The 22,491-nt window shown below is 70.8% G+C and carries 18 protein-coding genes; 6 read left to right on the top strand and 12 right to left on the bottom strand.

The features are described 5' to 3' along the window. The first annotated feature begins 9 nt into the window (after nucleotides 1-9). Entirely contained in the window at nucleotides 10-1,386 is a 1,377-nt protein-coding gene (locus F4554_RS33575; protein ID WP_179787651.1) for a histidine kinase, read from the top strand. Beyond that, nucleotides 1,383-2,090, top strand: a complete 708-nt coding sequence (locus F4554_RS13175; RefSeq protein WP_337796013.1) for a response regulator — start codon at nucleotides 1,383-1,385, stop codon at nucleotides 2,088-2,090. The genes F4554_RS33575 and F4554_RS13175 overlap by 4 nt, the downstream gene beginning before the upstream one ends. Here F4554_RS13175 and F4554_RS13170 read toward each other — a convergent pair. From F4554_RS13170 to metH, 7 genes are all read right to left on the bottom strand, one after another. Then, nucleotides 2,087-3,442, bottom strand: a complete 1,356-nt coding sequence (locus tag F4554_RS13170; RefSeq protein WP_202889272.1) for an MFS transporter — start codon at nucleotides 3,440-3,442, stop codon at nucleotides 2,087-2,089. The genes F4554_RS13175 and F4554_RS13170 overlap by 4 nt on opposite strands. Before the next feature lie 115 nt (nucleotides 3,443-3,557). Beyond that, nucleotides 3,558-4,871, bottom strand: a complete 1,314-nt coding sequence (locus tag F4554_RS13165) for an oligopeptide/dipeptide ABC transporter ATP-binding protein (RefSeq protein WP_238341289.1) — start codon at nucleotides 4,869-4,871, stop codon at nucleotides 3,558-3,560. Further along, nucleotides 4,855-5,937 carry an oligopeptide/dipeptide ABC transporter ATP-binding protein gene (locus F4554_RS13160; protein WP_179787650.1) on the bottom strand — a complete coding sequence of 361 codons (1,083 nt, stop codon included), beginning with the start codon at nucleotides 5,935-5,937 and terminating at the stop codon, nucleotides 4,855-4,857. The genes F4554_RS13165 and F4554_RS13160 overlap by 17 nt, the downstream gene beginning before the upstream one ends. Continuing rightward, nucleotides 5,934-7,034, bottom strand: a complete 1,101-nt coding sequence (locus F4554_RS13155; RefSeq protein ID WP_179787649.1) for an ABC transporter permease — start codon at nucleotides 7,032-7,034, stop codon at nucleotides 5,934-5,936. The genes F4554_RS13160 and F4554_RS13155 overlap by 4 nt, the downstream gene beginning before the upstream one ends. Next, nucleotides 7,034-8,062, bottom strand: coding sequence for an ABC transporter permease (locus F4554_RS13150; RefSeq protein WP_179787648.1), 1,029 nt, complete (start codon nucleotides 8,060-8,062; stop codon nucleotides 7,034-7,036). The genes F4554_RS13155 and F4554_RS13150 overlap by 1 nt, the downstream gene beginning before the upstream one ends. Nucleotides 8,063-8,322: 260 nt before the next feature. Next, the gene (locus F4554_RS13145) at nucleotides 8,323-9,936 is read right to left on the bottom strand and encodes an ABC transporter substrate-binding protein (RefSeq protein ID WP_179787647.1); all 1,614 of its coding nucleotides are present in this window, start codon (nucleotides 9,934-9,936) and stop codon (nucleotides 8,323-8,325) included. Nucleotides 9,937-10,287: 351 nt separating this feature from the next. Continuing rightward, nucleotides 10,288-13,764 (bottom strand): methionine synthase, encoded by a 3,477-nt coding sequence (metH, locus tag F4554_RS13140; protein WP_337796012.1) that lies wholly within the window; start codon nucleotides 13,762-13,764, stop codon nucleotides 10,288-10,290. Nucleotides 13,765-14,019: 255 nt separating this feature from the next. Between metH and F4554_RS13135 the strand changes: the two genes are divergently transcribed. Next, on the top strand, nucleotides 14,020-14,889 hold the full coding sequence (locus F4554_RS13135; RefSeq protein WP_179787645.1) for a PAC2 family protein: 870 nt from the start codon (nucleotides 14,020-14,022) through the stop codon (nucleotides 14,887-14,889). Between the two features lie 117 nt (nucleotides 14,890-15,006). Beyond that, a complete protein-coding gene (locus F4554_RS13130; protein ID WP_179787644.1) occupies nucleotides 15,007-16,023 on the top strand; it encodes an IS481 family transposase in 1,017 nt (338 codons plus the stop codon). Between the two features lie 8 nt (nucleotides 16,024-16,031). On the opposite strand, the gene F4554_RS13125 is transcribed toward F4554_RS13130, so the two are convergent. Beyond that, complete coding sequence (locus F4554_RS13125) at nucleotides 16,032-16,595, bottom strand: CGNR zinc finger domain-containing protein (RefSeq protein ID WP_179787643.1); 564 nt, start codon at nucleotides 16,593-16,595, stop codon at nucleotides 16,032-16,034. Between the two features lie 88 nt (nucleotides 16,596-16,683). Between F4554_RS13125 and F4554_RS13120 the strand changes: the two genes are divergently transcribed. Further along, the gene (locus tag F4554_RS13120; RefSeq protein ID WP_179787642.1) at nucleotides 16,684-17,547 is read left to right on the top strand and encodes an alpha/beta fold hydrolase; all 864 of its coding nucleotides are present in this window, start codon (nucleotides 16,684-16,686) and stop codon (nucleotides 17,545-17,547) included. Nucleotides 17,548-17,557: 10 nt separating this feature from the next. Here F4554_RS13120 and mshC read toward each other — a convergent pair whose 3' ends face one another. After that, nucleotides 17,558-18,784 carry a cysteine--1-D-myo-inosityl 2-amino-2-deoxy-alpha-D-glucopyranoside ligase gene (gene mshC, locus F4554_RS13115; RefSeq protein WP_179787641.1) on the bottom strand — a complete coding sequence of 409 codons (1,227 nt, stop codon included), beginning with the start codon at nucleotides 18,782-18,784 and terminating at the stop codon, nucleotides 17,558-17,560. Between the two features lie 423 nt (nucleotides 18,785-19,207). On the opposite strand from mshC, the gene F4554_RS13110 reads away from it, so the two are divergent. Further along, the gene (locus F4554_RS13110; protein WP_179787640.1) at nucleotides 19,208-20,155 is read left to right on the top strand and encodes a nitroreductase/quinone reductase family protein; all 948 of its coding nucleotides are present in this window, start codon (nucleotides 19,208-19,210) and stop codon (nucleotides 20,153-20,155) included. A 36-nt stretch (nucleotides 20,156-20,191) separates the two neighbouring features. Here the strand turns inward: F4554_RS13110 and F4554_RS13105 are convergent, their stop codons facing one another. From F4554_RS13105 to F4554_RS13095, 3 genes are all read right to left on the bottom strand, one after another. Next, nucleotides 20,192-21,046, bottom strand: a complete 855-nt coding sequence (locus F4554_RS13105) for an SCO1664 family protein (RefSeq protein ID WP_337796011.1) — start codon at nucleotides 21,044-21,046, stop codon at nucleotides 20,192-20,194. A 30-nt stretch (nucleotides 21,047-21,076) separates the two neighbouring features. After that, complete coding sequence (locus F4554_RS13100) at nucleotides 21,077-21,649, bottom strand: DUF3090 family protein (protein ID WP_179787639.1); 573 nt, start codon at nucleotides 21,647-21,649, stop codon at nucleotides 21,077-21,079. Nucleotides 21,650-21,712: 63 nt separating this feature from the next. After that, nucleotides 21,713-22,480: a histidine phosphatase family protein gene (locus F4554_RS13095; RefSeq protein WP_179787638.1), complete on the bottom strand. Its 768-nt coding sequence runs from the start codon at nucleotides 22,478-22,480 to the stop codon at nucleotides 21,713-21,715. Between the last annotated feature and the right edge of the window lie 11 nt (nucleotides 22,481-22,491).

Raw genomic sequence — 22,491 nt, 5'->3', positions numbered from 1 at the left:
GCTCGGACCGTGCGCGGTGCCGCTGTCCGAGACTGGCTTCGCGACCGCCCCGACCTGGTGGACGGGGCGGTCGCGTTCGTGCTCGTGATCGCCAGCGTCGCCGGACTGAACTACCGCTCCTACGGCGGGATCACGTTCCGCCCAGCGGACGCCTGCGGAGTGGTGCTCGCCGTCCTGGTCGCGGCACCGCTCGCCCTGCGCCGGCGGTTCCCCGTGACGGTCGCGGTGATCGTGATCTCGGCATACATGACCCTCGGGTTCGCCGGCTACAGCTCCTCCGTCGGCTCGGTGGCGGCCCTGCTGGTGATGTACTCCGTCGGCGCGCACAGCACCGCGGCCCGCAGCCTCGTGGTCACCGTTGCCACCACCATCGCCTCCATCGTCTTCCTCTACGTCCAGCGGGACACCTACGCCTCGATCGGCATGACGTTCGACGCGATCACGGTCGGCCTGCAGGTCCTCGTCTACGGCGGCATGTGGAGCATCGCCCGGGCCCTGCGTGCCCGCCGTCGCTACCTGGTCGCGCTGGAGGACCGCGCCAGCCGGCTCGAGCGCGCCGCCTCCGCGGAGGTCCGCGCGGCGCTGGCGGAGGAACGCGCCCGGATGGCCCGGGAACTACATGACGTGGTGGCCCACCACGTGAGCGTGATGACGGTGCAGGCGGCCGCCGCGCGACGGACGATCGCCCGGGCACCCGAGCGCAGCGTAGAGGCCATGCGGGCGGTCGAGGAGACCGGTCGGGAGGCACTGGAGGAGATGCGCCGCATCGTCGGTGCGCTCCGCGCCGCCGACCAGGACGAGCCGGACGGCAGCGTCCAGCTGTCCCCACGTGCCGGGGTCGCCGAACTCGGGCCGTTGCTGGACCGGGCCAGGGAGGCCGGCCTGCAGGTCGATCTCACCGTGGTCGGCGAGCCGCGCCCGCTGACGTCCAGCGTCGACCTGGCGATCTTCCGGGTGGTCCAGGAGTCGTTGACGAACACCCTGAAACACGCCGGCCCCACCCGGGCCGCCGTGCTGCTGCGGTACGACCCCGAGGCCGTCGTCGTGGGCATCACCGACGACGGCAGCCCACGGCGCGGGCCGTCACAGAGGGCCGACGACGCCGATCGGTTCGACCACGGACTCGGGCACGGACTTGTCGGTATGCGCGAACGCGTGACGCTGAACGGAGGCACCTTGTACACGGGTTCCCGGATGGTCGGAGGGTTCGAGGTCCTCGCCACCCTGCCGTTGACCGAGGGCGGCACACCGGATTCGAACGACTCGAGCGACTCGAACGGATCGGGCGGCTCGAGCTCCACCGGCCCGAGCGGCTACGACGGCTCCGGTGCGCCGTGGAACGGCACCCACCCGAGCCCCGCGACGGTGAACGAGGTGCCGTCGTGACGGCGGCCGAGGAGCGACCGGTGTCGCCGGGTACGCCGGTTCGCGTGCTCCTGGTGGACGACCAGCCGCTCCTGCGGACCGGTTTCCGGATGATCCTCGAGTCCGAGCCGGACATCGTCGTGGTCGGCGAGGCCGGTGACGGGCAGAAGGCGGTCGCGGAGGCCCGGGCCCTGCAACCGGACGTCGTCCTGATGGACATCCGGATGCCCCGGATGGACGGTGTGGAGGCGACCCGGCTGATCACCGGGACCGAACGCGGCGGGACCGTCCGGGTGCTGGTGCTCACCACCTTCGACCTCGACGAGTACGTCGTGGACGCGTTGCGCGCCGGCGCCTCCGGCTTCCTGCTGAAGGACGTACCACCGGAGGACCTCGCCGACGCCATCCGCATCGTGGCCAGGGGCGAGGCGGTCGTCGCGCCGACCGTGACCCGGCGGCTGCTCGACCGGTTCGCGACCGTACTGCCGTCGACGAACACGGAGTCGGCGCAGGAGCTCGCACACCTCACCGAACGCGAACGCGAGGTGCTGCGGCTGATGTCGCGCGGCATGTCCAACGCCGAGATCGCCGGCGAGCTGTACGTCTCGGAGACGACGGTGAAGACCCACGTCGGCAACGTGCTGGCCAAGCTGGGGTTGCGGGACCGCGTGCAGGCGGTGGTGTTCGCCTACGAGAGCGGGCTGGTGCGCCCCGGCGGTCGCTAGGGTGCGTTCGCAACACCCTGAGGGCTCGCCAGACGCGGGCGCGAGGCCAGGAGGACCACCAGGGGTGCGACGGCGATCAGCCCGGCGACGAACGCGACCAGGACGTATCCCCCGCCGGCGAACACCGCTCCGGAGGCCAGGCCGGCCGACGCCGACGAGCCCCACACCACCGCGTCCACCGTGCCCTGGACCTGGCTGCGCACCCCGGCCGGCAGCTCCCGGCTCAGGATCGCGCTGCCGCCGACGAAGCAGAGGTTCCAGCCGTACCCGAGCAGGAACAACGCCAGTGGAATCCCCACGGTGTGGGACGTGGGCGCCGCCATGGCGAGGGCGGCGGACCCGATCAGCGCACCCGCGCCGGCACTGATCACGGTCCGGCCGCCGAGCCGGTCGGTGAGCCGTCCGGACAGCGGCGACAGCGCGAACATCCCGGCCAGGTGAGCACTCAGCACCCAGCCCACGACATCCAGGCCCTGCCCGTGCCGGTGCAGCTGCAGCGGGGTCATCGTCATCACCGCGACCATCGCCAGCTGGGCCGACACCATGCCCGCCAGGGCGACCCGCACCGCCGGCAGCCGCAGGACGCGGCCGACCTCACCGGATCGCGGGCGTTCCCGGGTGCGCGGGTCGCCGCTACCGGCCCGGGGCAGTAGGCCGGCCACCACCAGAGCCGCACCGGTGGTGAGGATCGCCAGCACGTAGGTGCCGGCGTACTCCGGAATCCCGGCACGCGCGGACAGGTGTGCGGCCGGCGCGATCAGGCCAGGCCCGACGAGCGCGCCGACGGTGCTGCCCCAGACCACCAGGCTGAGGACGAAAGCCTTGCGGTCGGCCGGGTGCAGGTCGGCCACGGCGTAGCGGGACAGCTGGGCGCCGCCGTTGCCGATACCGAGCAACACCATGCCCACCGCCAGCAGGGGAAGTACCGCCATCCCGACCGCGACGGCACCGACCAGAGCACCGGTGGCAGCGATCGCGTAGCCGGTGCGCAGCCCGGCGCGCCGGCCGCGGCTGCGCATGAGTGCGGACAGCCCCAGTGCACCCAGCGCGGTGCCGATCACGCCGGAAGCGCTGGGCACGCCGCTCCACGCGGGGCCGTACCTGTCGCTGGCGAGCAGGCTGCCGACGGTGCCGGCGGGCACCATCGAGACGTTCATCAGCACGACACCGGTGACCAGCGCGATCGTCGACCTGCGCCGGGTGCCCACGTCGGGCAGCCGGGGTGCGCCCGCCGGATCGTCCGGGTCGACGGGGGCGGCTGGATCGGCCGGGTCGGCTGGGTTGGTGACCGGCTCGACGGCGGATGCGCCGAACCTGCCAGGACGGAGGGAGTCGGGTTCGGACGCGGACACGACGCAGAGCCTAGGGCGCCCGACCGACAGTGCACGGGTGACCGTCGTACGGCGGTCACCCGGCCGCCGTACGACAGTCATCCGACAGTCGTACGGCGGTCGTACGGCAGAGGCTTCAGTACAGGTGGCAGGCCACGTCGACGCCGTCGGCTCGGCGCAGCCGCGGATCCTCACCGTCGTGGAAGTCCACCACGACACCATCTCCCTCGACCTCGACGCTTCGCACGCCACGCCACAGCGGCTCGTCCGGGTCGGCGGAGCGCACGCGGTCCAGCAACGCCGCGACGTCCTCGGGCGCTCTCCCCCGGCCGGGACGCAGGACGGCCCGGTGCCCGGGCAGGGCGAGCTCCTCGAGGTTGCCCACGGTGTCACGCTCGGCCGCGTAGGTCTCCTCGTCCAGGCCCAGCCAGTGCTGCTCGAGCAGGGTGCGCAGGTCGCGGTTCTCCCAGCCGCACCGGTCGAACGCCGCCGGGCACCGCGGGTGGAACGAACATCCCAGTGGTGGTGCGGCGGCGTCCGGGATCTCCCCGCGCGGCAGGTCACGCGGCACCGTGCTGCTCGGGTCGGGTTCGGGGATCGCGCGCAGCAACGCCTTGGTGTACGGGTGTTTGGGTGCTGCGAAGATCTCCTCGGTGGGACCGATCTCGACCACCCGGCCGAGGTACATGATCGCCACCCGGTCGCAGAAGAACTTCGCCGTCGCCAGGTCGTGGGTGATGTAGACGTAGGTGAGGTCGAGCCGGGCCTTCAGCTCCAGCATCAGCTCGAGGATCTTGGCCCGCACGCTCATGTCCAGCATCGAGATCGGCTCGTCGGCGACCAGCAGCTCCGGGTCGAGGATGACCGCCCGCGCCATCACGGCGCGCTGCTTCTGCCCGCCGGACAGGTCGCTCGGGTACTTCGACAGGAACCGCTCGACCGGTGCCAGGCCGACGGCCTCCAGCGCCTCGACCACCCTGGCCCGGCGTTCGGCCTTCCCGTTCGCCAGCTTGTGGATGCTCAGCGGGTGCCCGACCGCGGTCTCGATGTCCATGGACGGGTTGAGCGCAGCGCTCGGATCCTGGAACACCATCTGCAGCTTGCGGCGCAACGGGCGCAGCCGGCGTTCGGACAGCTCACCGATGTCGTGGTCGCGGTAGTGGATCGAGCCGCCGGTCGGGCGGACCAGGCCGAGCAGCGCCCGGCCGAGGGTGGTCTTCCCGCTGCCGGACTCCCCCACCAGCCCGAGGACCTCGCCCTGGTGGAGCTGGAACGAGACGCCGTCCACCGCCCTGACGACGTCGCCACCTCCGCCGAACATCCGGCCCAGCGAGCTGCCCTGCAGGGCGTAGTGCACCTCGAGGTCGCGGACGTCCATCAGGACCTCGCGCTCGGCGGCGGGTGGCGCGGCGACACCGGCCCCGTTCGTGGACTCAGGCTTCGTCGGCAACGCTGATCTCCTCCCGGACCAGGGGCGCGGTGCCCTCCTCGGTCAGCAGCTCCGAAGGTCCGTGCAACCAGCACGCGACCCGGGTGCCCTCCGGCGTACGGACCTCCACCGGGTCCTGGCGCGGGCAGGCCACCATCGCGTCCGGGCACCTGGGGTGGAAGGTGCATCCGCTGGGCGGCTCGACCAGGTCCGGTGGAGCGCCCGGGATGTAGTGCAGCCCGGTGGTCTGCAGCGAGATCGTCGAGCGCAGCAGTTCCCGCGTGTAGGGGTGACGCGGCCGGGAGAACACCTCGCGGGCGTCGCCCTCCTCGGCGATGTGCCCGGCGTACATCACCGCCACCCGGTCGCAGGCCTCAGCCACGATGCCGAGATTGTGGGTGATCAGCAGCAGCGCGGTGTCGAAGTTGCGCCGCAGGTCGGCGAGGATGCCGATGATCTGCGCCTCGACCAGGACGTCCAGCGCGGTGGTGGGTTCGTCTGCCACCACGAACGCCGGCCGCAGCACCAGCGCGAGCGCGATCATGATCCGCTGCCGCATGCCGCCGGAGAACTCGTGTGGGTACGCGCGATACCGCGAGGGCGGGATCCCCATCCGGCGCAGCGTGTCGATCGAACGCCGGCGGATCTCCTCCTTGCCCAGGCCCGGCTCGTGCGTACGCAGCGTCTCCTCGAAATGCTCGCTGACCCGCATCAGCGGATTCAGCCGGGTCAGCGGCTCCTGGAAGATCATGCCGAGCTCGGGCCCGCGCAGGCGTTCGAGTTCCCGCCGGCCGCAGCTGAGCAGGTCGCGGCCGGCGAACTCGATCTCGCCGTCGGCCTTGGCGCCGGGCGGCAGCAGCCCGAGCACGCCGCGGCCGAGAGTCGACTTGCCACAGCCGGACTCACCGACCAGGCCGAGCGTCTCCCCCGGACGCAGGTCGAACGAGACGCCGTCGACCGCGCGCACCGCGCCGCGCTCGGTGCCGTACCAGACCCGCAGGTCGTGTACGGACAGAACCGGTGCGTCCGAGTCCGCGGGCGAATGCGTACGGCGTCCCCTGCCCGGGTTGGTCGTCGCTGCGTTCACTTGGCACCCTCCTCCGAGCCGGCGAGCTCCTCGCCCGGCCGGTCGACCGGCCCGTCACCCGACCGAGCGCCCTTACCTGCCTCGGATCCGGCCGGGGTCGGCGCACTGGTGCCGGGCTTGCGCGGCGGCAGCACCACCGGCACCAGCCGGCGTACCCGCAACGTCGGGTTCAGCGTTTCGTTCAGCCCCTCGCCGACGAACGTCAGCGCCATCACCAGCACCACGATCGCGAGTCCGGGGAACACCCCGGTCCACCAGATGCCCGACGCCGCGTCGTCCATGGCACGGTTGAGGTCGTATCCCCACTCGGCGGCCTCGGTCGGCTGGATGCCGTACCCCAGGAAGCCCAGTGCGGCCAGCGTTCCCACCGCGTCCGCGGCGTTCAGCGTGGCGATCACCGGCACGCTCTGCACGACGTTGGTGAACAGATAGCGGGACATGATCGTGCGCGGCGGCGCGCCCAGCGCCCGGGCGGCCTCGACGTAGGTCGCCTGCTTGGCGCTCACGGTGCTGTTGCGCACCACCCGGAAGTACTGCGGGATGTAGACCGCGGTGATCGCCGCGGCCGCCGTGGTGACCCCGCCGCCTAGGGAGTCCGAGAGCAGGAACGCCACCACGATCGCCAGCAGCAGATAGGGGAACGCGAACAACGCGTCCATCACCAGCACCAGCACGCGGTCCAGCCAGCCGCCCACGAAACCGGCCACCAGGCCCAGCACGACGCCGATCACGATCGTCAGCACCAGGGAGAGGACGACGACCTTGAGTTCGGTACGCGCACCCCAGACCACGCGGGAGAACACGTCGAAGGTCTGCACGCTCGTACCGAAGAGGTGGGTGCCCGAAGGCGCCGCCTGCTTGGGGAAACGGCCGCCGGCGTCGCTCACCTGGTCGAAGTCGTACGGCGCCACCAGCGGCGCGAAGACCGCCACCAGCGCGATCAGCACGGTGAGCACCGTGCCGACGACCAGCATCGCCCGGGCCACGCCGGCGGACTGGCGGTACGGCGTGGCGATCATTGCGGCGACACGGCCGGGCAGCGAACGGCGCGAGGAGGTGATCGGTCCGCCCGACTGGACGGTCGGGGTGATCGCCATCAGTACCTCACCCTCGGGTCGATGAACGCGTTGATCAGGTCGATGAGCAGGCTGATCCCCACCACGACGAGGGCGAAGATGGTCATGATGCCCTGTACGGCCACGTAGTCGCGGGCGTTGATGTACTGCACCAGCTGCGATCCGAGGCCCGGCCAGCTGAACGTCGTCTCGGTGAGGATCGCACCGCCCAGCGACAGCGCCGCCTGCAGGCCGAGCACCGTGACGAACGGCACCATGGCGTTGCGGAACGCGTGCTGGAAGACAACCCGGCGTTCGGCGATGCCACGGGCCCGGGCCGCCTCCACGTAGTCGTCGCGCAGCGTCTGGGCGACGTTGACCCGGATCAGCCGGATGAAGACTCCGGTGATCAGCAGCCCCAGCGTGACCGCCGGCATCACCAGGTGTTTCAGCCCGTCGACGAACGACCTGGAGTCACCGGCCAGCAACGCGTCGAGCAGGAAGATGTGGGTGACCGGCTCGACCGTCAGCTGCGCGATCGGGCTGGCCTGCTGCCCGGACGGCAGCCAGCCGAGCTTGCCAGTGAAGATGATGATCGCCACCACACCGACGAAGAAGACCGGTGCTGCGTAGGTGAAGACACCGAACACCCGGATCGCGACGTCGCCGAGGGAGTCGCGATAGCGCGCGGCCAGCAGGCCGAGTGGGATGCCGATCACGCAGGCGACCACCAGGGCCGACAGCGTGAGGCTCAACGTGGCCGCGCCGTTGACCAGCAGGATGTTGGTGATCGGGCGGTTGTCGCTGACCGCCGTACCGAAGTCGCCGGTGAAGATGCGACTGAGGTAGTGCCAGTACTGCACGAGGATCGGGTCGTCGTACCCGCCCGCGGCACGTCGCTTGGCGAGCTCGGCCGCCGGCAACCGGCCGCCCAGGGCCGCAGAGACCGGGTCGCCCGGGGCGACCCGCAGCAGCAGGAACACCAACGTGAGCAGGACGAACACGTTGGGAATCACCAGGAGCAGGCGGACGGCGAGATACCTCCGCAACGACCCTGATCGGCCGGCCATGCCACCTAACCTTTCCGTGCGAACGACTCGGCGGGCACCGAGGAGTCACCTCGGTGCGTTCCGCCCGCGCGGTCACGACGAGCGTGCTGTCAACCCGGTCCTGACAAGTGGGCTCCGGTGGGTCCGTACGCACACGTACACACACGTAGGTGCGACGGACCGCATCCGGTGGGCCCGCAGTACGTACCTGCGTGGCGCGGACCCACCGGATGCGGTGCGCGTGACGCGCACCGGCGAACCCTGAGTTGCCCTACCTGGCCCTACTTCGCCTTGCTCGCGTCGACCAACCAGAACCGGAAGGTGTACAGCGGGTCGAAGGTGTCCTTGACGCCGGTCACGCCGTCGCGCACGGCGGCGATCATGTTGTCCTGCCACAGCGGGATCAGCGGGACGTCCTCGGTGGCGATCGTCTGGATCTGCGAGAACGCCTGCTGCCGCTTCTGCTGGTCGGACGTGGACTTCTCCTGGGTCAGCAGCTTGTCCATCTGCGGGTTGGAGTAGCCGTAGCCCGCGCCGATGAAGTTGTTCTTGGCGTAGAACGGCGACAGGTAGTTGTCGGTGTCGGGGAAGTCGGGGTACCACCCGAGCTGCCAGCCGTTGTAGGCACCGGCGGCATAGTCCTTCTTGTACTGCTCCCACGACGCCGACTTCAGCGAGACCTTGAACAGTCCGCCGGCTTCCAGCTGGCGCTTGATCTCGGCGAACATGTCGGCCGAGGCCTCGCCGTAGTGGTCGGGGCTGTACCACAGCTGGACGTTGACCGGGGTGGTCACGCCCGCCTTCTGGAGCAGGCTCTTCGCCTTGGCCTGGTCGGGCTTGTCACCGAACGCGGACTTGAACTTGTCCTCGTGCCCGGGCAGGCCCTTCGGCACCATCGTGTACAGCGGGGTCACGGTGTTGTTGTAGACCTGGCTCGCGATGGACTGCCGGTCCAGCAGGCTGGCGGCGGCCTGGCGCACCTCCTTCTTGGCGAAGGGGCCCTTCTTGTTGTTGAAGGCGAGGTACTGGATGCCGGTGCCCGCACCCTTGACGACCTTGACCTTCTTGGCCGCGCCGTTGTCCTCCAGGTCCTTCAGCAGCGTGGGGGTGAGGGTGCGGTAGGCCACCTGCACCTCGCCGCTTTCCACCGCGCTCTTCAGGCTCTTCTCGTCCTTGTAGACCTGGATGAGGACCTTGCTGTTGGACAGCTTCTTGTCGCCCTTGTACTGGTCGTTTGGCTCCAGCACGATCTGCTGCGACGGGTCGTACTTCGTCACCTTGTACGGCCCGGAGCCGATGATCTTGTCGTTGCCCATCGGCTGCAGCTTGTCGGCCGGGTACTTCTCGTCCGGCACGATCGAGGCGGCCGCGGTTGTGAGCCGGAACGGCCAGGTCGCGTCGGGGAACTTCAGGTGGAAGACCGCGGTCTGCGGGTCCTTCGCCTCGGTGGAGGCGAGCTGGTCGGCGAAGATGCTCGACGGCCCGTTGGGGTCGGCGATCTTCAGCATCCGGTCGAAGGTGAACTTCACGTCCTTGCTCGTCAGCGGGCTGCCGTCGGAGAACTTGAGGTTCTTCTTCAGGGTGCAGGTGTAGGTCTTCGGGTCGGTGAACTCACACTTCTCGGCAGCGTCGGGCTTCGGGGTGGTCCCGCCCGGCGGAATGGACAGCAGCGTCTGCGCCGAGTTGTAGAGGATCTCCCAGCCCGGGTTGTCGTAGGAGCCGGACGGGTCCACCGTGCCGAAGGCGTCGGTCGTACCGAAGACCAGGGGCGCCTTGCCCGCACCGCCGCCGCTCTGGGTGTCGCTGCCGGACTGGCCGCCGCACGCGGTGACGGCGAGGGCCAACGCACCGCCCGCCGCCAGCACCCGCACCATCCGGCTGGTGAATGGTCGCATTTTCCACCTCATCGTCAGGGAGGGCCTGGAGCGGCCCGCCCCGCACCATAGCCGTCGGTGACCAGCTACGGAATGTCAGACGTCTCACGTTGGCGTCGCGATTGCACAACAAATCCTTGGATTTACGCAGAGTACGCAGGAAGTACGGCGGGTAGCCGGGGTCGCGGGCGCGGGATCTACGTCGTCACCCCGTGAAGCTCCTCGTCGGCTGACTACGAGCGAGTGTTACCGAATCACTACGAAACGGTCGGGTGCCGACGCCTGAGCGTGAACGGCACCCGACCGCATCGTGACAGTCGGAGACGATCTTCGGAACTGATCAGAACTGATCGGAGCCGGTCAGAGCCGTGCTCAGGTGTTGAAGTACTTCGCCTCGGGGTGGTGGACGACGATCGCGTCGGTGGACTGCTCCGGGTGCAGCTGGAACTCCTCCGACAACGTGACGCCGATCCGGTCCGGCCGCAGCAGCTCCACGATCTTGGCCCGGTCATCCAGGTCGGGGCACGCGCCGTACCCCAGCGAGAACCGCGCGCCGCGGTAGCCGAGCTTGTGGATCATCGCCTGCAGGTCGGTGCTGTCGTCGTCTCCGGCGTACCCCAGCTCGGCCCGGATCCGGGCGTGCCAGTACTCCGCCAGCGCCTCGGCCAGCTGCACCGACAGGCCGTGCAGCTCGAGGTACTCGCGGTAGTGGTTGCCGGCGAACAGCTTCGCCGCCTCCTCGCCGATCCGCGAGCCGATGGTCACCACGGTGAAGCCGACCACGTCGGTCTCCCCCGACTCCTCCGGCCGGAAGAAGTCCGACAGGCACAGGTGCCGGTCGCGCTTCTGCCGGGGGAAGGTGAACCGGCAGCGTTCGCCGCCCGCGTCGTCGAGCACCACCAGGTCGTCACCCTTGGCCACCGCGGGGAAGTAGCCGTAGACCACCGCGGCCTCCAGCAGCCCCTCGGTCTGCACGCGGTCCAGCAGCGCCCGCAGCCGCGGCCGCCCCTCGGTCTCCACCAGCTCGTCGTAGCTCGGCCCGTCCTTGCCGCGGCCGGGCTTGAGGCCCCACTGGCCGAGGAAGAGCGCCCGCTCGTCCAGCATCGACGCGTAGTCGGCCAGCGGGATGCCCTTGACCACCCGGTCACCCCAGAACGGCGGGGTGGGGAGGGGGTTGTCGGTGCTCACGTCGGAGCGCGCGGGCATCTCCTCGGGCGGTGTCTCGTTGACCTTCGCCGAGCTCACCCGCCGCTTGCGCAGGGCGGGCAGCTCCGCGCCGGGAACGCCGCGCTTCACGCCCATCACGGCGTCCATTAGCCGCAGCCCCTCGAAGGCGTCCCGGGCGTAGCGGACCTCCCCGTCGTACATCTCGGCGAGGTCCTGCTCGACGTAGCTGCGGGTCAGCGCCGCACCACCCAGCAGGACCGGCCACGCGTCCGCCTTCCCGCGGGTGTTGATCTCCTGGAGGTTCTCCTTCATGATCACGGTGCTCTTGACCAGCAGGCCGGACATCCCGATCGCGTCCGCGCGGTGTTCTTCGGCGGCTTCCAGGATGAGGTTGATCGGCTGCTTGATGCCGAGGTTGACGACGTTGTAGCCGTTGTTGGAAAGGATGATGTCGACGAGGTTCTTGCCGATGTCGTGGACGTCGCCCTTGACGGTGGCCAGCACGATCGTGCCCTTGCCCTCGTCGTCGGTCTTGTCCATATGCGGCTCGAGGTAGGCGACCGCGGTCTTCATCACCTCGGCCGACTGCAGCACGAACGGCAGCTGCATCTGGCCGCTGCCGAACAGCTCACCGACCACCTTCATGCCGGAGAGCAACTCGTCGTTGACGATCTCCAGGGCGGGCCGGCCGGAGTCCAGCGCCTCCTGCAGGTCGGCCTCCAGGCCGTTCGCCTCGCCGTCGACGATGCGCCGCTGCAGGCGTTCGCCCAGCGGCAGCGCCGCCAGCTCCTGCGCCCGGCTCTCCTTGGTGTCGGACGTCTTCACCCCGGCGAAGATCTCGAGCAGCCGGGTCAGCGGGTCGTATCCGTCCCGGCGGCGGTCGTAGACCAGGTCCAGGGCGACCTCGCGCTGCTCCTCCGGGATCCGGGCGATCGGCAGGATCTTGCTGGCGTGCACGATCGCGGCGTCCAGTCCGGCCTGCACACACTCGTGCAGGAAGACGGAGTTGAGCACCTGCCGGGCCGCGGGGTTGAGGCCGAAGGAGATGTTCGACAGTCCCAGCACCGTCTGGACGTCCGGGTGAGCCTCCTTCAGGCGGCGGATGGCCTCGATGGTCTCGATGCCGTCCTTGCGGCTGTCCTCCTGCCCGGTGGCCAGGGTGAACGTCAGGCAGTCGACCAGGATGTCGGACTCGTTCATCCCCCACTGCCCGGTGAGGGTGTCGATGAGGCGCTCGGCGATGGCGAGCTTCGTGTCCGCCGTACGCGCCTGGCCCTCCTCGTCGATGGTGAGCGCGACCACCGCGGCGCCGAACTCGCGCACCAGCGGCATGATCTTGGCGAACCGGCTGTCCGGTCCCTCGCCGTCCTCGAAGTTGACGGAGTTGATCGCGCACCGGCCGCCGAACGCCTCCAGGCCGGCCTGCAGCACCGGCGGCTCGGTGGAGTCCAGCATGATCGGCAGCGTGGAGGCGGTGGCCAACCGGGACGCGACCTCGCGCATGTCGGCCACGCCGTCGCGGCCGACGTAGTCGACACACAGGTCGAGGATGTGCGATCCGTCCCGGATCTGCGCCCGGGCGATGTCGACGCAGTCCTCCCAGCGGCCGGCCACCATCGCCTCACGGAACGCCTTGCTGCCGTTGGCGTTGGTGCGTTCACCGATGGCGAGGTACGACGTGTCCTGCCGGAACGGCACGTGCTGGTAGAGGCTGGACGTGCCCGGCTCCCGGCGGGGGGTGCGGGAAGAGAGCTCCCGCCCGCCGACCCGCTCGACGACCTGGCGGATGTGCTCGGGGGTGGTGCCGCAGCATCCGCCCACCAGCGCCAGGCCGTAGTCGGCGACGAAGCTCTCGTGCGCGTCGGCCAGCTCCTGCGGCGACAGCGGGTAGCGCGCGCCGTCGGAGGTGAGCTCGGGCAGACCGGCGTTGGGCATGCAGGACAACAGGGTGCCGGAGTGCTGCGCGAGGTACCGCAGGTGCTCGCTCATCTCCGCCGGACCGGTCGCGCAGTTGAGCCCGATCACATCGACGCCGAGCGGCTCCAGCGCGGTCAGCGCGGCGCCGATCTCCGATCCGAGCAGCATCGCGCCGGTCGTCTCCACGGTGACCGAGGCGATGACCGGCACGTCGGCGCCCAGTTCGGCGATGGCCCGCTTGGCGCCCAGGATCGCCGCCTTGGTCTGCAGGAGGTCCTGGGAGGTCTCCACGATGAGCGCGTCGGCGCCGCCCTCGATCAGGCCGGCGGCGTTGAGCTGGTAGGCGTCGCGCAGGACGGCGTACGGCACGTGCCCGAGCGAGGGCAGCTTGGTGCCCGGCCCCATCGAACCGAGCACCCACCGGGGGCGGTCGGGGGTGGAGTAGGCGTCGGCGACCTCACGGGCCAGCCGGGCACCGGCCAGGGACAGCTCGTGGACGCGGTCCGCGATGCCGTACTCACTCAGCGCGGCGAAGTTGGTGCCGAAGGTGTTGGTCTCGACGCAGTCCGAGCCGGCCTCGAAGTAGGGCTCGTGCACAGACCGCACGATGTCGGGGCGGGTGACGTTGAGGACCTCGTTGCAGCCGTCGTGGCCCTCGAAGTCGTCCAGAGTGGGGTCGTGGGCCTGCAACATCGTTCCCATCGCACCGTCCGCCACAAGAACGCGTTCACGAAGTGCCTGGCGAAAGGTGGAGGTGTGGCTCACGAGGGTCGCTCCTTTTGATCGGCTGATCGGGACAGACCGCCACCAGCGTACCCGGGCGTCCACCCACCGGACGGTGTTCTTGGACTCCGAGATCATCAGCCTCCGAGATCACCGGCGGGTGGCGCCCGGCACGTCGCGACGTGCGTGACGGCGAAGCCACGTAGGCTATCGGAGGCGGTGTCCGGAGGGTCCGGCATAGTTGGCGGGTCCGGCTCCGTGCGGCGTCGGACACCGACGACAGGGAGGACGATCCACGTGCTCGAGCTCGAAGGCTCGCCGGAACTGGAAGACCCGGTCCTCCTCGCGGCCTTCGAGGGATGGAACGACGCCGCGGACGCGGCGAGTTCCGCGCTCGACCACCTGGCGAAGGTGTGGAAGGCCCAGCCACTGGGTGAGCTCGGCTCCGACGACTACTACGACTACCAGGTCAACCGGCCCTCGGTCGGCGCCGACGCGCAGGGCGTACGCCGGATCACCTGGCCCGCCACCCGGGTCCTGGTCGCCCGGCCGCCGGACGCGCCCCGCGACGTGATCCTGGTCCGCGGCATCGAACCCAACATGCGGTGGCGGCAGTTCTGCGCGGAGATCCTGGACGTCGCCGACAGCCTCGGCGCGGAGATGGCGGTCCTGCTCGGCGCGCTGCTGGCCGACAGCCCGCACACCCGGCCGATCCCGGTCACCGCGAGCGCCACCGATCCCGAGCTCGCATCGGCGCTGGGCCTGGAGGCGCCGACCTACGAAGGCCCGACCGGTGTCCTGGGTGTGCTGCAGGAGGCCTGCCACAGCGAGAGCCTGCCTGCGGTGTCGTTCTGGGCGGCGGTCCCCCACTACGTCGCGTCCAGCCCGTGCCCGAAGGCCACTCTCGCCCTGCTCCGCAAGGTCGAGGACCTGCTCGACCTGACGGTGCCGCTCGGCGACCTGCCCGAGGACGCCCGTGCCTGGGAGCGTGGCGTGGACGATCTGGCCCGCGACGACACCGAGGTATCGGAGTACGTCCAGTCGCTGGAGCAGGCCCGTGACGCCGCCGACCTGCCGGAGGCCACCGGCGAGGCGATCGCCAAGGAGTTCGAGCGGTACCTCCGCCGGCGCCCGGACCGGGGCAGCGGCGAGCAGGGCCCGGTCTAGGTGTTGTGGCTCATGAGGTTGTTGACGGTAGCCAGGGTGTGAACGAGGGGTAGATCGCCCGACGGCAGGATGGAAGTGCGACCAACCGTCCTGCTCACCGAAAGGGATCTACCCCTCGTGTCCCACGCTAGCGCCCCGTTGACTCCTGCCGGCCGGCTGCGTCTTGTTACCCGGTGCCAGACCCGTCCGATCGCACACGTGGCTGCGGAGGCCGGTGTGTCACGTCAGTGCCTGTCGAGATGGGTGAACCGCTACCGGTCCAGCGGCGACGCCGGCCTGCTCGACCGCTCCTCGGCCCCGCATTCCTCCCCGTCACAGACACCGGATGAGGTGGTGGAGCTGATCGAGAGCTGGCGGCGAGAGCACAAGTGGTCCGCCCGCACGATCGCCGCCGAGCTCACCCACCGCGGCCACCGGGTCTCGGTCGCCACCGTAGGCCGGTGGCTGGTCCGCCTGGGCATCAACCGGCGCCGTGACCTGGACCCGTCCGGTGCGTCGAACCGGCGGCCGGAGCGGATCACTGCCCGCTATCCGGGGCACATGGTGCACCTGGATGTGAAGAAGGTCGGCCGGATCCCCGATGGTGGCGGCTGGCGGGCCCACGGGCGCGGCAGTGACGCCGACCGGGCCGCCCAACGCGCCAAAGCCAAGAAGAAGGGTGGTGCCAAGGCGGGCTACGTCTACCTGCACTCAGCCGTCGACGGGTTCTCCCGGCTGGCCTACACCGAGCACCTAACCGATGAGACCGCCAAGACGACCATCGGCTTCTTCCACCGGGCACGAGCGTTCTTCGCAGCCCACGGCATCGTCCGGATCACTCGCCTGGTCACCGACAATGGTGCGAACTACCGGGCCGGGGCGTTCGTGCGCACAGCGACAGCCTTCGCCTCGCGCCACCAGCGCACCCGTCCCTACACACCCCGCCACAACGGCAAGGCCGAGCGCTACCAGCGCACCCTGGCTGAGGAACTCCTCTACGCCCGCGTGTGGACCAGCGAAGGCCAACGCGCACGAGCGATCCAGGTGTGGAACATCCACTACAACTACCATCGAGCCCACACCGCCGCCGGCGACCAACCACCCGCCTCACGCCTCCACCAGACCGTCACCAACGTCACGACCCGCAACATCTAGGCCCCGGCTCAGGCCTGGCCCCCGGAGCTTCCCCCGCTCCGACGTTCGCGCATCGCCCGCATCTTGTGCCGGGCACCGCAGGTGCGCATGCTGCACCACACGCCCTTGTTGCCCGGCGACCGGTCGTAGAAGACCCATCGGCAGTCCGGTGAGCCGCACACCTTGAGCCGGTCGCGCCGGCCGGCCACCTCCTCCAGAGCGAGGGTCGCGAGCAGGCCGCCGACGAACTCACCGAGCGCGGACCCACCGGCCGGCGGTATGAGCGGCATGCCGTCCGGGCTCCACCGCGGCGGCCGCAGCGACCTCTCGGCGTGCGTGTTCAGCGTGTCGTGCACCTGCGCGGCGGTCGAGCCGTCCAGATGGTCCCGGATCGCCTCCCGCAGCCGGACGAGCTCGGCCAGTCCGTGGTCGTCGATCTCCCCGGCGGTCGCGGGGCCGGCATGCGCGGCCAGCCACTCCCGGGCGCCCGTCAGGTCGGCCCAGGCGTCCTGGTCGTACAGGAACCTCGCCGAGTTGCAGAACTCCTCGACGCGGGCGAGTGGCTCCGGCGCTGCCGGTCGGTCGTACGACATGCGGTGACGTTACCCCATGAGGTGTTGCACTGGTAACTCCTGCCTGTTACCGTCATCGACACCCTACCGGTAACACGAAGGAGCCGAGATGATCGCCGCTGCGAACCTGGCCCTGAACCTCGCCCCGGAGCTCAGCGAGGAGTACCGCAGCCCGCACGGCGTCGTGCGCTGGACCCGCCTGGGCGCGGGCCCGCCGGTCGTCCTGCTGCACGGAACGCCGTTCTCCTCCTACGTCTGGCGCGACGTCGCCGCGCGTCTCGTCGCGGCCGGCCACACGGTGTACCTCTGGGACATGCCGGGCTACGGCCGGTCGGAGATGCGGGCCGGACAGGACGTGTCCCTGGCCGCGCAGCAGGAGGTGTTCACCGGGCTGCTCCGGCTTTGGGGACTGGACTCCGCCAACGGTCGGCCTGCAGTGGTCGCGCACGACATCGGCGGCGCGGTCGCGTTGCGCACGACGCTGCTCGACGGCGTGCCGTACGACCGGCTGGCGCTGCTGGACGCGGTCGCACTACGCCCGTGGGGCAGCGAGTTCTTCCGGCTGATGGGCTCACACGGCGAGGTGTTCGCGCGGTTGCCGCGAACCCAGCACGAGGCGCTGGTCCGCAGCTACGTGTCCTCCGGCAGCGCGCGTCCGCTCGCTCCGGAGGTGCTGGACGCCGTGGTTGGCCCCTGGCTCGGCGACCTCGGCCAGGCTGCGTTCTACCGGCAGATCGAGCAGGCCGACCAGCGGCTCACCGCGGAGATCGAGGACCGCTACGCCGACCTCGACCTGCCCGTGCTCGTCGGATGGGGTACGCAGGACCAGTGGCTGCCGCCGGCGCACGCGCACCGGCTGGCCGCGGCGATCCCGAGCGCCCGGACGGAGCTGTTCGAGGGCGCCGGTCACCTGGTGCAGGAGGACGCACCGGGCCGGCTGACCGGCGTACTCGCCGACTTCCTCGCCGGCTGAGCCGGCTGCGTCAGAGCAGGACGCCGAGCAGGGCGTCGCACACGTCGCGGACCAGGGCCGACGCGACCTCGTCGGTGCCATCGCCGGCCAGGGTCTCGTCCGCCCAGGCGTCGACCACGGCCAGCGCGGCCGGAGCGTCCAGGTCGGCGGCCAGCGCCTCGCGTACGCCCAGCAACACCTTCCCGGCGTCGGCAGCGCCCGGCCGGATAGCGGCCGTACGCCAGCGGTTCAGCCGGCTGGTCGCCGCGGCCAGGCCGGCGGGCGTCCACTCCCAGTCGTCGCGGTAGTGGTGTGCGAGCACGGCCAGCCTGATCGCGTTGGGGTCGACTCCCTCGCCGCGCAACTGGGAGGAGAAGACGAGGTTGCCCTTGGACTTCGACATCTTCTCGCCGTCCAGGGCGACCATCCCCTGGTAGACGTAGGAGTGCGCGAAGGGCGCCTCACCGGTGAGCACCTGCGCGGCCGAGGCGCACATCTCATGGTGGGGGAAGATCAGGTCCGAGCCGCCGCCCTGCACGTCGAAGCCCATGCCGAGGTACCTCAACGCGATCGCGGCACACTCCACGTGCCAGCCCGGCCGGCCGCGGCCGACGGCGGTGTCCCAGGCCGGCTCGCCCGGGCGTTCGTGCCGCCACATCAGGGAGTCCAGCGGGTCGCGCTTGCCGGGCCGGTCAGGGTCGCCGCCGCGCTCCGCGAACAGCTCGCGCATCTGCGCGGCCGACAGCCGGGACACCTGGCCGAACGCCGGGTCGGCCGCCACCGGGAAGTAGACGTCACCGTCCAGGTCGTACGCACCGCCGCGCCCGCGGAGCACCTCGATCGCCTCGGCGATGTACGGGATCGCCTCCACCGCGCCGACGAACTCCTCCGGCGGGAGCACCCGCAGGGCGGCCATGTCCTCGCAGAACAGATCGGTCTGCCGCTGCGCCAGCGCCTGCCACGGCTCCCCCGTCTGCTCGGCACGCTCGAGCAGGGGGTCGTCGACATCGGTGACGTTCTGGACGTAGTGGACCGCGAGCCCGGCATCGCGCCAGGCCCGGCCGAGCAGGTCGAACGCGACGTAGGTGGCCGAGTGGCCGAGGTGGGTGGCGTCGTAGGGCGTGATGCCGCAGACGTACAGGCGCGCGTCGGGTCCGCGCGCGCTGAGCCGGCGGCCGCCGCTGGCGTGGTCGTGGACCATGGGCACCTGCCCGGGTCCGGGAAGCTGGGGAACCTCGGGAGCCGACCAAGCCTTCATGGTGTTCGAGCCTAGCGGTCGGCACAACTCACAGGCCCTGGGCCCGGTCCGCTGCATCGGTGTAGCTCGTTGACAGCGGAGGGTCCCGGCGGGTTCACTGTGGCCGTGCCGTAAGGCCCCGGCTGGGTGGTTCCCCCGGGCGGCCGACGGCACCCGACGCCTAAGGGGACGATGCCATGAGTACTCACTCCACAGGCAGTGCCTGACCCACGCACCGCGCGTCGTCCCCGCGCCGGTGGTGCATCGGGTCCCCACCCCCGCTCGTCCGAGCACGCTTGCGCCCCTGACCTGGTCTGGTCCGGCGCCGCCCTGGCCTGCCCTGGCCGATCCATCCGCGACGGGTGACCTTCTCGTATCCATCTGCGTGGGGCCGCGCGCGATCTCACTTTCCCGATGCTTCAGCTCATACGAAAGCAGATCCGCATGCCCGCAGACTTCCAGCAGTCCGTCATCGAGGAGTTCCGTGCCAACGCCGGCGTGGTCGGTGGCCCGTTCGAAGGATCCTCGCTGCTCCTCCTCACCACCGTCGGTGCGCGCACCGGCGCCGAACACACCGTTCCGCTCGGCTACCTCCGCGACGGGGACCGGCTCCTCGTCGTCGGTTCCGCCGGTGGTTCGCACCGCCACCCGGCGTGGTACCACAACCTGCTCGCCAACCCGTTGGTACGAGTGGAGATCGGCACCGAGGTGCTCGCCGCCGTCGCGGTGCCGGCCGAAGGCGCCGAACGCGACCGCCTCTTCGACCTGGCCGTGGCCGCGGCTCCCGGTTACGCCGACTACCAGCGAGGCACCGACCGGGTGCTGCCGGTGGTGGCGCTGGAGCCCTCGTACACCATCTCCGGCACCGGCACCGGCACGCCCACGACCGCGGTGCGGACCCTGGCCGACCAACTGGTGCAGATCCACAGCTGGCTGCGTGCGCAGTTGGAGCAGGTACGCGCACAGGCGGAGACGTACTTCGCCGCGCGCACCGCGCACGCTGCGTCGCACGGACCGGGCGGCCCGCCGGCACCGGGGATCAGCCTGCAGCTTCGCCGGCACTGTCTGGCGTTCTGCGAGTCGATGCACGGCCACCACGTGACCGAGGATGCCGCGGCGTTCCCGGCACTGGAACGCGAGCACCCGGACCTGCGGCCCGCGCTGGCCCGGCTGCGCGCCGAGCACGAGAACGTCGCCGCCATCCGGGCCGAACTCGCGGACCTGCTGGCCGACATCACCGTCGGCGACCCGGAGCGGTTCCGGGCGGAGCTGGACCGCCTCACCACGGTGCTGCTCGGCCACCTCAACTACGAGGAGGAGGCGCTCGTCCCGACCCTGGCGGCCATCCCGTTGCCGCCCCCGCGGGGCGCCGGCCCGGCCCCGGGAAACTGAGCATCCACCGGGACCGTACGTCGGTCGCCCTGGGCTCTAGAACACCGGCCAGGGCACCGACGGCCAGCCCTCACCGGGCTCGCGGAACGTCCGGCTGGCCAGCAGCCCGGTCAGCCGGAAGCGCAGCGCGACGATCTCGGCCGGCTCCAGCAGCATCGCCAGCGCCTCGCCGACGCGGGCGTCCAGGTCGCTGTCGAGGCGTTCGAGCACCGCGAGGTAGTCGTCGGGCAGCGGGTCGCCGGCCCACCCCCACAGCACGGTGCGCAGCTTGTCGTCCTCGTGGAAGCACAACCCGTGGTCGACGCCGCGCACCCGGTCGTCCTCCCCGACGAGGATGTGGCCACCCTTGCGGTCGGCGTTGTTGACCACCGTGTCGAAGACCGCGAGCCTGCGAAGCCGCTCGTCGTCGGCGTGCACGAGGCTGACCTCGTCGCCGTCGGCGTCGAACGCGTCGAGCACGGTCAGCCATCCGGGCGGCACCTGCCGACGGGGGACGACGTCGATCAGCCCGTCCTCGGGGTCGTGGTCGATCCACAGCTGGACCATGCCCTCGCCGAACGGCCCGTCCCGCAGGATCGTCGGCGGCACGAGGTCCCAGCCCGACGCGACCGAGAGCAGGTAGGTCGCCGCCTCCCGCCTGGCCAGGCTGCCGTGTGGGAAGTCCCACAGCGGGCGCTCACCGCGTACCGGCTTGTAGACGCCGGCCGCGGTGACCCCGTCGAGCTCTATCGAGCAGTAGAACGTCGCGTTCGACGCCTGCACCAGCCGGCCCTCGACGTTCAGCCGGCCCTCGCGCAGCAGCTCGAGCACGTCGACGGAATCCTCCGGGGTGTCCGGCGCGGCGTCATCCGGAGCCACGTCGCCCGGGGTCACCTCGCCCGGAGTGTTCACGTCGCCCGTTCCCCGCGTCGGCGCCACCGGTCAGGCCGAACGCCGGTAGCCGTTGAGCCGCGGGCACAGGTGCCCGTCCGGGTCGAGTGGGTTGCCGCAGAACGGGCACGGCGGGCGCCCCTGGGACACCACGGCCATGGCCCGCGCGACGAACGCCCGGGCCTGGGCGCCGGTGATCCGGACGACCAGCGTCTCCGGTCCCTCGGCCTCGGGCTCCTCGTCCACCGGTGGCGGCGGGTCGGCCTCCTCGTCGGTGACTTCGTACGCCTCGATCACCACGCGTTCCTGCTCGGTGTCCCACGCGAGGCGCAGGGTGCCGACCCGGAACTCCTCCACGATGGGCTGGTCGAGGGGTTCGTCGTCGGAGAGCTCCGTCGGCGCGATCGCCGGAATCACGGCGTCTCCGCCGGACAGGCGAAGCACCTCGTCGAGCATCGCGTCGACACGCTCGGCGAGGACGGAGACCTGTTCCTTCTCCAACGAGACGGTGGTGAGCAGGTCCGACGAGCGGGCCTGCAGGAAGAAGCTGCGCTGGCCGGGTTGTCCGACCGTGCCAGCGACGAAGCGTTCCGGAGCTTCGTGGTGGTGAACGACACGGGCCATTCCTCAGACCCTACGCGGTCAGGCGGACGACGCGTTGGACGGCCGGGTCGTCCCGGCACGGCCTCAGTCGGCAGCAGAGTCGGCGGAGGACGCGGAGCGCGACCCGGTCGAGGTCCCGGAGCCCGCGCCACCGCCGACCGCGGCGTCGCTGTCGGCGGTTCCGCGCCGGGTGCGCCGGCGCTTGCGGACGGGCGGGACGAGCGCGGCCAGGTCGCCACCTGAGTCGTTGGACCGCACCACGAACGAGCGCAGCGGGGTGTAGCGGATCACCGACACCGAGCACGGGTCGACCACGATCCGCTGGAACTGGTCCAGGTGCAGGCTCAGCGCGTCCGCCAGGATCGCCTTGATGACGTCGCCGTGGCTGACCGCCACCCAGATCGCGTCCGGGCCGTGCTCGGTCTCGATCCGGGCGTCCCACTCCCGGATCGCGCCCACCGCCCGGTCGGCCATCGCCCGCAGCGACTCCCCGCCGTCACCGGGAAACCGCACCCCGCTCGGATGCTGCTGGACGACCTTCCACAACGGCTCCTTGGCCAGCTTCTTGAGCTCCTTGCCCTCCCAGTCGCCGTACCGCACCTCGCCGAGCCGGGCATCGACCACCGGTGTGGGCCGGCCGTCGGCGGCGCTCACCACTCCTGCCGTCTCCTGGCAGCGGTCGAGTGGGCTGGTGACGACGCCGGTGACGGGGATGCCGGTCATCCGGGTGCCGAGCTTCTCGGCCTGCCCCCTGCCCACCTCGTCCAGGCCGAGCCCCGGGGTCCAGCCCGCGAGGATGCCGTCGGCGTTGGCCTTGGTGCGTCCGTGCCGGACCAGGAAGAGGGTCGCCATGGCGTCGAGCC

The sequence above is a fragment of the Actinopolymorpha rutila genome, from assembly GCF_013407855.1.
In the GTDB taxonomy this organism is placed as follows: domain Bacteria; phylum Actinomycetota; class Actinomycetes; order Propionibacteriales; family Actinopolymorphaceae; genus Actinopolymorpha; species Actinopolymorpha rutila.
Note: the sequence above shows the minus strand (reverse complement) of the source record. Positions and strands in the feature narration are given on the sequence as shown.